The following is an 11,815-nucleotide window of genomic DNA, read 5'->3' as shown; positions in this document are numbered from 1 at the left end:
TCGAATCCCTCGCCTGCGGCTACCGGCCCCGAGGGTGGCACCCGCCGGCTCTTCCGCCGGCTGAGGTTGTTTGGGGGCGAGCGCTGGGCGCTGGTGGGTTGGTGCTTGCGCTGCCCGAGCACCTTGCACGTACCTCGTGCTACATGTTCGTTTGACCGTGGCACGCATCTGCCTGCGCTGGATAGCGTTCGACGCACCATGTCTGCCACTTGCGCGTATTCCGCGCGCGCTGGCTGGGTAGCAGGTGGCCGTTCTGTGGGCCGAAGCCGCGGCCGGTGATGACCTTGAGTACGAACTCCAGGCCGTCGTGGACGTACCACGGTTGGGCCTGGCGATCGCGCGAGCCGACACGGCGGACCCAGATGGATTGTTCGGGGAGGCGTCGGTCGTCGACGAGGTGGCCGATGACGTTGGCACGGTGGAAGCAGGCGGTACGACGTCGGAGCGGTGGATCAGCCGCGATAGAACGGGTAGGGCGCCAGGAAGATCAGCCAGATTGCCAACACGATGCCGACGTACTTGACCAGCCGGAACAGCTTCGGGTTGGCTTTCTTGAAACGGCGGGTGCGCTCACGGCCGCGCTTGTTGAGGGCGAACATGCGGTTGACGAAGCCGACCTGTTCGTTGCCGTCGTCGCTGTTGGGCGAGGCGGTGATGGAGCCCATGAATGCGCCGACGCGCTTGTTGATCGCCGTCATCATGCCGCTCTTCAGGGGGCGCTCGACATCGGCGAACAGGATGACGCGGGTCTGGTCCGTACGGTTTTCCGCCCAGTGCACGTAGGTTTCGTCGAAGACGACATCTTTGCCGTCGCGCCAGGCGTGCATCTCGCCGTCGACGAAGATGCGGCACTCGTCGGAGTTGGGCGTGATCAGGCCCAGGTGGTAGCGCAGCGAGCCGGCGAAGGGGTCGCGATGCGGGTTGAGCTTGCTGCCGGGTGGGAGCAAGGCGAACATCGCGGCCTTCACGCTGGGGATGGCGTTGAGCAGTTTCACCGTCTCGGGGCAAAGCGTTTCGGCGGAGGTCAGCGGCTCGCCGTACCACTTGAGGTAGAAGCGCTTCCAGCCTTGCTTAAAGAAGGAGTTGAACGAGGCGTCGTTGTGTTTCTCTGCGGAGCGGATGAAGCCCTCGTCGAACAGGTGCATCGCTTCGGCGCGGATCGCCTGCCAGTTGGTCTGCAACAGGTCGAGCTGCGGGAAGCCGCTGCGGTCCAGGATGGGGCGGGCCGGCACAGCGGAGAACGCGTACATCAGCAGGTTGTACGGGGCGAAGATGGCGGAGTGATCGACCAGCTGGCGATCGAAGCGCAGGCGCGAGCGACCGCGCAGGTGCACCCGCAGCACGCACAGGGTGAACAGGATCAGGACGTACAGGACGATGAAGCGGGGTCCGAGCAAATTCATGTGCGGCGACTCGACGTGGACGAGCGATACATGCGGCCGAAGCGGCCCGTATCAACGCGTCTAGGATACTCCGCCGTCAATGGCCGAGCACGTGAACCTCGCCGCCTCCGGGTTTCCAGGCGCGCCGGAATGCCCCGTTCGTCCATGCGATGGCCTCACGGACGGCGGCGCGCGGCGATTTGCCTCGGGCCAGTGCGGCCGTGACGGCGGCGGCCAGGGTACAGCCGCTGCCGTGGCCTTCGATCGGCAGGCGCGGATGGCGCAATTCGATGACGCCACGGGCGTCGTAGTAGCGATCGACCAGTTCCCGCCCTTTGCCGTGGCCACCCTTGAGCAGCACGCCACGGGCGCCCAGGGCGAGCAGGTCGGCACCGGCGGCGTCCAGGTCGCGCCCGAGCGGCCTGCCGAGCAGCACCTCGGCTTCGGGAAGGTTCGGCGTGAGCACGTCGGCCAGCGGGACCAGGCGGGTGACCAGTGCCTCCAGCGCGTCCTCGTCCAGCAGGTGCCGTCCGCTGGTGGCCCGCATGACCGGATCGACCACCAGCCACGCAGGCTGCCGGCGCCGCATCTGCGTCGCCACGAGTCGGGTGATCGCGGCGCTACCGAGCATGCCGGTCTTGACCGCGGCGATGGGGAAGTCGTCGAACAGTGCATCCAACTGGCTGCGCACATGGGTCACGGGCACCGTGTGCACGGCGGTGACGCCGCGCGTGTTCTGCGAGGTGACGGCGGTGACCGCGGTGAGCCCGTGCGTGCCGCGTGCGTGGAAGGTTTTCAGGTCGGCCTGGAGGCCGGCGCCGCCGCCGGCATCGGAGCCGGCGATGGTGAGGGTGTTGGGGCGGACGGCGGGGCGGGCATTGGGGCGGAGGGGCATGGGGCTGATGATAGCCTGGCCTCGGAAGGCGGCCCTGGTAAGGGACCCCGGCCCGGTCTTTGGGGACCGGGGCGGGGTTGCTTCGCGAGCAGGCTCGCTCCTACAGGGTCGCGAGCAGGCTCGCTCCTACATTTCCTCTTTAAAGCGCTTCGGAGGCGAAGTCGGCGAGTCTGGAGCGCTCGCCGCGTTTCAGGGTGATGTGCCCGGAATGGGCCCACATCTTGAAACGGTCCACGGCGTAGGTGAGGCCGGAGGTGGTTTCGGTGAGGTACGGCGTGTCGATCTGCTCCACGTTGCCCAGGCAGACGATCTTGGTGCCGGGGCCGGCACGGGTGATCAAGGTCTTCATCTGCTTCGGCGTGAGGTTCTGCGCCTCGTCGATGATCAGGTAGCGGCTGAGGAAGGTGCGACCGCGCATGAAGTTGAGCGAACGGATCTTCACGCGCGAGGCCAGCAGGTCGTTGGTGGCCTGACGTCCCCACGAGCCGCCTTCCTCGGGATTGGCGAGCACTTCGAGGTTGTCGGTGAGCGCGCCCATCCACGGCGTCATCTTTTCTTCTTCCGTACCGGGAAGGAAGCCGATGTCCTCGCCGACCGACACCGTGGCGCGGGTCATGATGATCTCGCGATAGCGCTGCTGGTCCATCACCTGGGCCAGGCCGGCGGCGAGCGCGAGCAGCGTCTTGCCTGTGCCGGCGGTGCCCAGCAGGGTGACGAAATCGACGTCCGGGTCCATCAGCAGGTTGAGCGCGAAGTTCTGCTCGCGGTTGCGCGCCGCGATGCCCCACACGCCGTGCGCGGCGTGGGTGTGGTCGTCCAGCAGCACCAGCTTGGCCTTGCGGTTGTCCTCGTCGCCGGTGATCTCGAGCACGCGCAGCTCGACGTCGTTCTCGCCCGGCATGTAGAGGCATTCGTTGGCGTACCAGGGCTCGTCCTCGCGGACGCTCACCTCGTAGAACGTGCGGCCTCGCTCGTTCCACGAGCGCAGTTCCGGATGCCGGCTCCAGAAATCCTCGGGCAGGGCATCCGACCCTGTGAACAGCAATGCGAAATCGTCCAGCGCACGGTCGTTCTCGTAGTCTTCCGCATCGATGCCGTAGATCGACGCCTTGATCCGGAGGTTGATGTCCTTGCTGACCAGGATGACCTGCCGGTCGGGGTACTGGTCGCGCAGGTCGATCACCGCCGCCAGGATCTGGTTGTCCGCCTTGCCATTGCCGTGGCCGGCACGCTGCTGGAAGAACAGCCTGCCCACCGCGCCGCGTTTCAGCTTGACGCCCTGCGGGTTGGATAACTCGATGCCGCCGCGGATGCCTTCGCCGCCACCGCGCTCGATCAGCTCGTTGATGAACCGGCTGACCTGCCGGCCGTTGCGCGAGACCTCGGAGCCGCCTTTCTTCTTTTCGTCCAGTTCCTCCAGCACCGTCATCGGTATGAAGACGTCGTGTTCCTCGAAGCGGAACAGCGAGGTCGGATCGTGCAGCAGCACGTTGGTGTCGAGGGCGTAGATGCGCTTGCTTCCGGTCATACGGAAGTCACCTCATGTGGAGGTTGCGAAGACCGGCCGCACGGCGACGGCCGGGGGTGGGAGCCGCATGACGCGGAATCCGTCACGCGGTGGGAACACGCTCTAGCACGGCCTGCGCATGGCCGGGGACCTTCACCCCGCGCCATTCCGCGGCGACCTTGCCATGGGGATCGATCAGGAAAGTGCTGCGCACCACGCCCAGGTAGCGCTTGCCGTAGAGCACTTTCTCGTGGATGACGTCGAACGCCTGGCACCAGGTTTCGTCGGCATCGGAGACGAGCGGGAAGGGCAGGGACTGCTTGGCGGCGAAATTGGCGTGCGAGCGCACGGAATCGCGCGATACGCCGACAACTTCGGCGTTACGGGCCTGGAACTGCGCGTAGAGGTCGCGGAAATCCTTCGCCTCGCTGGTGCAGCCCGGGGTGCTGTCCTTGGGGTAGAAGAACACCACCACCCATTTTCCCTTCAGCGCGGCCAGTGACAACGACGAGCCGTCGCCGAGGGTACCTTCGAGTTTCGGAAGCTTCGTGGTCTTTCCGGTCATGCGTGGGTGTCGATCCTTGGGCTCAGAACTTCACGGGGTCCATGATGGCGTCGAGGTTCAGGCCATCGCACAACTCGAGGAAATCGTCGCGCAGCGCGGCGATGTGGGTTTCGGACGGAATGCCGATGGTGATCTGGGCCTGGAACATCTCCGCGCCCGTCTGCATGGCCTGGTAGCGCATGGACGACAGCTGCTCGACGCTGATGTCGCGCCGGGAGAAGAACTCGATGATCTTGACCAGAATGCCCGGACGATCGGCGGCGATCACCTCGACCAGGTAGGGCAGCAGGTGCGACGTCGGCTCGCGCGGGGTGGTGCGGTAGTGGACGATCTGCAGTTCTTCGTCGCGCGCCAGCTTGCCGAGCGAGGTTTCCAGCTTGGCCACGGCATCCCAGGCGCCCGATGCCAGCAGCATGACCGAGGTGTCGTTGCCGATGGTGGAGACGCGGGCATCGGCCAGGTTGCAGCCGGAATCCGCGATGCGCTTGGCCAGCGCGAGGATCGGCGCGCGGTGCGCCGGCGACAGCGTCGAGATGAGAAGCTGGTTGTCGGTGGTGGTGGTGCGTGCTGCGGAACGATTCAAAGGCTTAGGTACCCATGGCGCGTCCCGCGGGGGCGGAACCATCGCTTCGGCGCCAGCTTACTTGCCCCCGTCGCACGCTAGCAAGACACCCGCGCGGGATCGCCGCCCGATCGGCCGAATGGACTACCCGGAAACGCCCCGGTAACATGGGAACGGCTGATTACTCAACGGGTTCCACCTTGGATATCTCTGGAAGCATCACCGCGCTGGCCACCCCCTTCGCCGCGGACGGTTCCCTCGATCTGGATGCCTTCGGCCGCCTGCTGGACCAGCAGCTTGCCGGTGGCACGCAGGGCGTGGTGGTGGCGGGCTCCACGGGCGAGGCGCATTTCCTCGAGCACGACGAGTTCGAGCGCCTGCTGGCGTTCGCCGTAAAGCACGTGGACCGTCGCATTCCGGTCATCGCCGGCACGGGCGAGGCCGGCACCGCCCGCACCGTCGCCACTACCCGCCGCGCGAAGGCGCTGGGCGCGGACGCGGCACTGGTCGTGGCGCCGTTCTACGTGCGTCCCACCCAGGACGGCCTGCGTCGGCATTTCCTTGCGGTGGCCGACGAAGGCGGCCTGCCGGTCATCCTCTACAACGTGCCGTCCCGCACCGGCTGCGACATCGCGCCGGAGACGGTAGCCCAACTGCGCGACCACCCCGGTATCATCGGCATCAAGGAGGCCCGGGGCGATACGCAGCGCATCCAGGCGCTGGCGGAACTTATCCGCCCGGATTTCGTCTACCTCAGCGGCGACGACGGTTCGGCCCACCAGGCCATGCTGGCGGGTGCCGCGGGGACGATCTCGGTCGTGGCCAACCTGGTGCCGGAGGCTTTCCGCGCGTTCTGCGATGCCGCCCGCTCAGGTGATGCCACCCGCACCGCACGCGAAGTCGCCCGCCTGGCGCCGCTCATCGACGCGCTGAACTGCGCGCCGAACCCGATCCCGGTCAAGGCGGGGCTGAGCGCGCTGGGGCTCGGTTCCGCGGCGCTCCGGTTGCCGCTGGTCGAGCTCGAATCCGGCCCGGATCGGGCAAAGCTGCGCGAAACGCTCTCCGCTCTGGCACCATTGGCGTCTGCCGCCTGAAGCATCCCATTCAACGGAACCTTAGTTCATGAAGAAAACCTCGTACGCGCTGGTCGTCCCGGCACTCGTCCTGTCCGCCCTGCTCGTGTCCGGTTGCGGCGCGTTCCGCTCCACCAAGGAGTGGCAGAAGGCCCAGCAGGAGGCCCCGCTCGAAATCCCGCCGGGCCTGGATACCCCGTCGACGAGCGCTGCGCTGGTCGTGCCGGACGTCGGTGCCGGCGCGGCCGATGCCAAGGCTGCGGCCATCAATGCCCCGGTATCGGACGGTTTCATCCTCACGGATGCCCCGGACGCCGCCTACCGTCGCATCGGCGAGCTGCTGAGCGTCGGCGACCTTGGCAAGGTGGTCGGCCACGACGACGCCAACTACACCTACCAGATCGCCGCCACCACAGGCGCCCCGGAAAATCGCCCGGGTCTGTTCAAGCGCATGTTCGGCGGCGGCAAGCAGGCCGACGCGCAGGATGCCCCGGCCTCGGCGCAGGGCGGTGTCCACACCGTGGTGCTCGCCGTCACGCCCAGCGGTTCGGGCAGCGAAGTACGTGCACAGGGCGATGCCGGTGGCGTTCGCCGTGTGGTCGACTCGCTGAAGTCGCGGATGGGCAGCAAGTAACCGCACGCTGCACACCGCACGCCTACGAAAGAACGCCGCCCTCGAGGCGGCGTTTTTCGTTCTGACCCAACCGGCACGGGGGTAGGTGCCGAATATCGACATCGTTCGCCTACAGCCTAGGTGGGATGGGTGCCGTGCGGATCCGGGCGCACAATCATGCCGCCGGCCCCCCCCCTGGGTAGTGCGCTTTCGTCCCCGTGCCGGCATGCCAGGAAGCAAGACGACAGGAGTCGACATGTCCGCTCATATCTCACTTTCACGCTTGTTCTCGGTCGCGTTCGGTTTAACCGCTGCGGGCTGCACCATGGCGCCGGTTTCCGAATCCCACCAGCCGGCGGCGACAGAGCAGGCCCTCCCGGCGGTAGCGAGGAAAGCGCCTGCCCGTGCCAGCGCCCAAACGACCGTATCGACAGCCGGGATGATCGGGTCATCTGACAAGGGTGGCGTGCTCGGGGGCTTCCATCCACCGTCGGGGGGCGCGAATCCTCCACCTCCGCCGGAAAATAGCGACGACGCGCTTCCGTTGTCGCACGACGAGGAAGGCGCGTTGGTCGTGAGCAAGGAAGAGCAACGCTTCAACGAGACATATCCCGATTGCGATCGCAGCGTCAATAAACCCGTCTTCCTTTGTTCGGGAATCCTTTTTCGAGCTACGAGGTATTCGCCGAATTACCACTCCTGGGTACCTAATCCATCCAGTTCCAAGCCAGGAGGCGTGTCTTTCGCATACCTGCGCAAAAACGTCACCTTCAGTGCGTTTTCGACATACACCAACGGCTTTATTACGTATGCACCCCTTTCGACCCCGCCCAGCCTCTACCAGCTGGAGATACTGTGTGCGTTTCCAACCGACGGCGGCACCGATGTGCGGTCCGATCGGGGATGCGGCTATGCCAAGACCTACCCACGGGACAGTGGTCCGTGCCAGTCGCAAGGCATCACGACATCGGATCAATGGTTGGCACATTTCTGGGTCGCGGGTGTCGTGGATCGTTACCAGCGATCCTGTGGCTTTGCCCTCGCTGCCGGGATGGCAAATTCCGCACCTGTATTCATGAACGTGTTAGCGGCGCACAAGGTCGTCAGGGACCAGCAGTCGCGAGCGTGGAACGAAATCATCGTGAAAAGCTGGGCAGACAGGCCGAATACCATCGGCATCGAATCGTTCTTTTATTTCAGCGGAACCGCGGGTCTGAGTGACGCGCAGAATAGTCAGCGCGACTTCTACACGACAGTTGGGGCCTGGCGTCCACTGATTCGAGTGACTTTGCCTGCGCAGAACGGAGGCGACGTGACCTTCAAGTACATACCGGCGGAGCAAGGCGTGCGCTGATGCGTGTTTGGCGGCGGCAAACAGCCCGACGCGCAGGATGTCCGGGCCTCCCAGGCCCAACGCGATCGGGATGGAGGCATTCTTTTATATGGGTAGGACTAATGGCTTGGCAGATGCCCAGACCGTGCAGCGCAATTTCTACCTCACGGTAGGCGTATGGCGTTCCCTCATTCGCATGACGCTGCCCAGCACCATGGGAGCAAACGTGACGTTCGATTACGTCTCCCCGGAACAAGTTGTCCATGAGGGGTGTGCGACATGGAGGACGATCGGGGATCACCAGAAGGTGGTGACCCTGACGGAAGCAGGGGCGAGCCTTAGCGCCGGATCAGATCGATCTTGCCCGGCTTGCCTCCCCAATCCTTGGCGTCCGGAAGGCCGTCCTTGCGCTCGGTGATCACCTTCCACGGCGCAGGGCGGTGTCCACACCGTGGTGCTCGCCGTCACGCCCAGCGGTTCGGGCAGCGAAGTACGTGCACAGGGCGATGCCGGTGGCGTTCGCCGTGTGGTCGACTCGCTGAAGTCGCGGATGGGCAGCAAGTAACCGCACGCTGCATGCCGACGAAAAACGCCGCCCTCGAGGCGGCGTTTTTCATTCTGGCGCTGTCACTGAGGAGCGAGTGCCGGATATCGGCATCGTTCGCCTACGTCATAAGTCAGATGGATGGTGTTCGTTCCCGAGCTTACGATGGATGCGACCGCAAGGGCCGGTCGTACGCTTTCGCCCCATGCGGCAAGCCCAGGAAGAAAGACGACAGGAGTCGACATGTCCACCCGTACCTTGCTTTCACGCTTGTTCACCGTCGCGGTGTGTTTAACCGCTGCTGGCTGCACCGTAGCCCCGGTTTCCGAATCCGGACAGCCGGCGGTGGCACATCGAACCGTCCCGGCGACAGCACGGAAATCGCCGGTACATACCAGCGTCCCAGGGGCCGGATCGACAGCCGGGACGATCGGGTCATCTGACAAGGGTGGCGTGCTCGGGGGCTTCCATCCACCGTCGGGGGGCGCGAATCCTCCACCTCCGCCGGAAAATAGCGACGACGCGCTTGCGTTGTCGCACGACGAGGAAGGTGCGTTGGTCGTGAGCAAGGAAGCGCAACGCTTCAACGAGACATATCCCGATTGTGATCGCAGTGCGAACAAGCCTGTGTTTCTGTGCTCAGGCATTATTTTTCGCGGCACGGCTTACTCGCCGTCCTACCATGCGTGGGTTCCCAATCCCTTCAACCCCAAAGGGGACGGTGTGTCGTTTTCCTATCTACGGCAGGGCGCGACATTCTCCAAACTGGCGTTCGGGTACACGTCCGGTTTCATTATCTATCCTCCCTTGAGTACCCCGCCGAGCCTCTATCAGCTTGAGGTCCTGTGTGCGTATCCCGTCGATTCAAACTCGGATTACCGCGTCGATCTGGGTTGCGGTTACAACAGGGTATACCCCAGAAACAGCGGTCCTTGTCAGGACCAAGGCATCCAGACGACGAGCCAATGGCTAAGCCACTATCGTACGCCGGGCGTCTCTTCCCATCAGTATCAATGCGGATTCACCATGCGTATCGGTACCTACCAGTCGGCACCGGCATTTATGGCGGTTATTGGCGCCATGGGAGCACTGGGAGCCGAATCGTTTGCGGTGCAGAACGAGTTGATCATCGGCAGCTGGAAAGACAGGCCCGACGCGATCGGGATCGAAGCATTCTTTTACCTGGGTCAGAGTAAGGGCTTGGCGGATGCGCAGGCCGTGCAGCGTGATTTCTACAACACGGTAGGCGTATGGCGTCCCATTGTGCGCATGACCTTGCCCCGCACGATGGGTGCAAGTGTGACGTTCAGCTACGTCTCCTCGGAACAGGGTGTTCGCTGAGGGAAATGCGATGCGAAGGACCATGGGGGCGACTAACGAGGTGACACTGACGGAGGCCTTGGAGCGCCGATAGCTCGCCTCTGCCTGGGGCTAAGTCGCTCGCCACGGGGGCGGGTAGCTTCAGCGCTGGATCAGGTCGATCTTGCCCGGCTTGCCTTCCCAATCCTTGGCGTTCGGAAGGCCGTCCTTGCGCTCGGTGATCACCTTTCACTCTTTCGAGAGTTGGGCATTGAGCTTGACGAACGCCTCCTGGCCCGCGGGGACATCGTCCTCGGGGTAGATGTCGCGCATGGGCAGCAAGTAACCCATTCGACAGCGGGCAAAGAACGCCGCCTTCGGGCGGCGTTTTGTTTGGTTCGTTGCAAACGTGCGTGGACAGCTCCGGTCCGTGCAGCGTATCGGTGGGTGCGTACAAAAGCATGGCGAATGCGTTGCCGGAAACGCTTGAGCGGCGCCTACATCGAAAGTCCGCTTTTGGAATACCGCCGCGGCGCGCAAGCTTTGCTTACGTCGCAAGGTTGCACGGGTCGGAGAACAGAATATGGATATTCAGTCCGCTATGCGCGGAGCGGGTCGGCGCGCTAAACGCCATATACGTACGGCCATCGTCGCCGCCACTCTCATGGGGGTCACGGGTTGCTTTCCGGTGGCGCAGCGACAGGGCGCTGTATCGCCAAGGTCGGGTGATGTGGGCACGGCGGCCTTCGAGGAGGCAGGGCCCGACGTTGCTCGCCATCTGACGTCGCGCTATGCCGAATCGTTCCCCAATTGCGACAGAAACCCGAATGCGCCAGCCTTTGTGTGCTCAGGCATCATGCTTCGCGGCGTCCATGCGTCTACCGCTTATCATGCCTGGGACGTCAATCCCACGAGCAAAAAATACCCCGGGGTTTCATTTTCGTATCTCCGCCACGACGCTCCGTTGCTGAGGCTGGCTTATGGCTACAGCGCCGGGTTCATTTTCTATCCGAAGAAATACGCGAACGGGAACGGCCTGCGCTCGGTGGACGTGCTTTGTGCGTTCCCCATCGACGGCAACACGGATATTCGGGCCGACAAGGGCTGCGGGGTGGGAGATAACTTCCAGGCCAGCGGCCCGTGCCAGGCACAGGGCATCACGACGGCCGAAGGTTGGCTGCAGCATTTCCAGATCACCGCCGCCGGCGTCTACGGGCACCAGTGCGCTTTCCTGGTCGCCAGGGGCCAGGCCAACTCGGCAGCCATCTTCATGCAAGTCATCGCGGCCATCGGCAAGCTGAACCTGGTCGAGCACGACAAAAAGCCCGACGAGCTCGTTCTCGACGGTTGGGCTCCGGGCAACGACGAAACCTTGCCGATCGAGGCGCTGTTCTATCTGTCCACCTCGAGCAGCGGGCTGGCCGAAGCCCGTTCGATCCAGGAGGACTACAAGAAGACCGCGTCTCGGCGGGTGCCCATTATTCAGCTGACGCTTCCGGCCACGCAGACGGACACCGCGAAGTTCTCTTACAACAGCGGGGATCAGGCCGTTCCGGGCGGTTGAGGCTGAAGAGGCGAGCCCCTCGGGGTTCAGCGCTCGAGCAGGTCGATCTTGCCAGGCTTGCCTTCCCACTCTTTCGCGCCGGGAAGGCCATCCTTGCGCTCGGTGATGACCGGCCATGCCTTGGAAAGCTCGGCATTGAGCTGCACGAATGCTTCCTGCCCCGCCGGAACGTCGTCCTCGGGGTAAATGGCGTTGATCGGGCATTCCGGCTCGCAGAGGGTGCAATCGATGCACTCGTCCGGATTGATGACCAGAAAGTTCGGGCCCTGATGGAAGGCATCTACCGGGCACACTTCGACGCAGTCCGTGTACTTGCACTTGATGCAGTTGTCGGTGACGACAAAGGTCATGCGGACAGATAATGCGCCAAATAAGGAAAAGTGGTGCTCCCTACGAGGTTCGAACTCGTGTTCCAGCCTTGAGAGGGCCGTGTCCTAGACCACTAGACGAAGGGAGCGGGTCGTACTCGGGGTACGAA

Annotated in this window: 12 protein-coding genes, 1 tRNA gene and 1 pseudogene; 5 read left to right on the top strand and 9 right to left on the bottom strand. The window is 64.1% G+C overall.

Translation table 11 applies throughout. The features are described 5' to 3' along the window. Positions 1-452 precede the first annotated feature (452 nt). The 5 genes from QRN34_RS01030 to QRN34_RS01010 all read right to left on the bottom strand — a co-directional run bounded on the left by QRN34_RS01030 (position 453) and on the right by QRN34_RS01010 (position 4,974). Entirely contained in the window at positions 453-1,403 is a 951-nt protein-coding gene (locus QRN34_RS01030; RefSeq protein ID WP_285401202.1) for an aspartyl/asparaginyl beta-hydroxylase domain-containing protein, read from the bottom strand. Between the two features lie 76 nt (positions 1,404-1,479). Beyond that, positions 1,480-2,277 carry a bifunctional hydroxymethylpyrimidine kinase/phosphomethylpyrimidine kinase gene (gene thiD / locus QRN34_RS01025; protein ID WP_285401200.1) on the bottom strand — a complete coding sequence of 266 codons (798 nt, stop codon included), beginning with the start codon at positions 2,275-2,277 and terminating at the stop codon, positions 1,480-1,482. Positions 2,278-2,416: 139 nt separating this feature from the next. Continuing rightward, a complete protein-coding gene (locus tag QRN34_RS01020) occupies positions 2,417-3,805 on the bottom strand; it encodes a PhoH family protein (RefSeq protein WP_285401198.1) in 1,389 nt (462 codons plus the stop codon). An 82-nt stretch (positions 3,806-3,887) separates the two neighbouring features. Further along, positions 3,888-4,349: a peroxiredoxin gene (locus tag QRN34_RS01015; RefSeq protein WP_285401196.1), complete on the bottom strand. Its 462-nt coding sequence runs from the start codon at positions 4,347-4,349 to the stop codon at positions 3,888-3,890. A gap of 22 nt (positions 4,350-4,371) precedes the next feature. Continuing rightward, positions 4,372-4,974: an ACT domain-containing protein gene (locus QRN34_RS01010; protein WP_036142741.1), complete on the bottom strand. Its 603-nt coding sequence runs from the start codon at positions 4,972-4,974 to the stop codon at positions 4,372-4,374. Positions 4,975-5,111: 137 nt separating this feature from the next. Here QRN34_RS01010 and dapA point away from each other — a divergent pair, with 137 nt between their 5' ends. The 3 genes from dapA (at position 5,112) to QRN34_RS00995 (ending at position 7,951) form a co-directional block, all read left to right on the top strand. Continuing rightward, positions 5,112-6,005, top strand: a complete 894-nt coding sequence (dapA, locus tag QRN34_RS01005; protein ID WP_285401193.1) for a 4-hydroxy-tetrahydrodipicolinate synthase — start codon at positions 5,112-5,114, stop codon at positions 6,003-6,005. A 28-nt stretch (positions 6,006-6,033) separates the two neighbouring features. Next, positions 6,034-6,618 carry a hypothetical protein gene (locus QRN34_RS01000; RefSeq protein ID WP_285401191.1) on the top strand — a complete coding sequence of 195 codons (585 nt, stop codon included), beginning with the start codon at positions 6,034-6,036 and terminating at the stop codon, positions 6,616-6,618. Between the two features lie 235 nt (positions 6,619-6,853). Beyond that, positions 6,854-7,951 (top strand): hypothetical protein, encoded by a 1,098-nt coding sequence (locus QRN34_RS00995; RefSeq protein ID WP_285401189.1) that lies wholly within the window; start codon positions 6,854-6,856, stop codon positions 7,949-7,951. Between the two features lie 317 nt (positions 7,952-8,268). On the opposite strand, the gene QRN34_RS00990 is transcribed toward QRN34_RS00995, so the two are convergent. Further along, a complete protein-coding gene (locus QRN34_RS00990) occupies positions 8,269-8,352 on the bottom strand; it encodes a DUF3470 domain-containing protein (protein WP_285401209.1) in 84 nt (27 codons plus the stop codon). A gap of 365 nt (positions 8,353-8,717) precedes the next feature. On the opposite strand from QRN34_RS00990, the gene QRN34_RS00985 reads away from it, so the two are divergent. Continuing rightward, positions 8,718-9,815, top strand: a complete 1,098-nt coding sequence (locus tag QRN34_RS00985) for a hypothetical protein (RefSeq protein ID WP_285401187.1) — start codon at positions 8,718-8,720, stop codon at positions 9,813-9,815. A 120-nt stretch (positions 9,816-9,935) separates the two neighbouring features. On the opposite strand, the pseudogene QRN34_RS00980 reads toward QRN34_RS00985, so the two are convergent. Then, positions 9,936-10,097, bottom strand: a pseudogene (locus QRN34_RS00980) (DUF3470 domain-containing protein); the annotation flags it as partial. Between the two features lie 259 nt (positions 10,098-10,356). Here QRN34_RS00980 and QRN34_RS00975 point away from each other — a divergent pair. Further along, a complete protein-coding gene (locus QRN34_RS00975) occupies positions 10,357-11,337 on the top strand; it encodes a hypothetical protein (RefSeq protein ID WP_285401184.1) in 981 nt (326 codons plus the stop codon). 26 nt (positions 11,338-11,363) lie between these two features. On the opposite strand, the gene fdxA is transcribed toward QRN34_RS00975, so the two are convergent. Together fdxA and QRN34_RS00965 are read right to left on the bottom strand one after the other, a co-directional pair. Then, positions 11,364-11,687, bottom strand: a complete 324-nt coding sequence (gene fdxA, locus QRN34_RS00970; protein WP_285401182.1) for a ferredoxin FdxA — start codon at positions 11,685-11,687, stop codon at positions 11,364-11,366. Positions 11,688-11,718: 31 nt separating this feature from the next. Continuing rightward, positions 11,719-11,794, bottom strand: a tRNA-Glu gene (locus tag QRN34_RS00965). Positions 11,795-11,815 lie beyond the last annotated feature (21 nt).

The organism is Luteibacter sp. ME-Dv--P-043b (assembly GCF_030209605.1).
GTDB lineage: Bacteria > Pseudomonadota > Gammaproteobacteria > Xanthomonadales > Rhodanobacteraceae > Luteibacter.
This window is presented reverse-complemented; position numbering and strand designations above follow the sequence as displayed.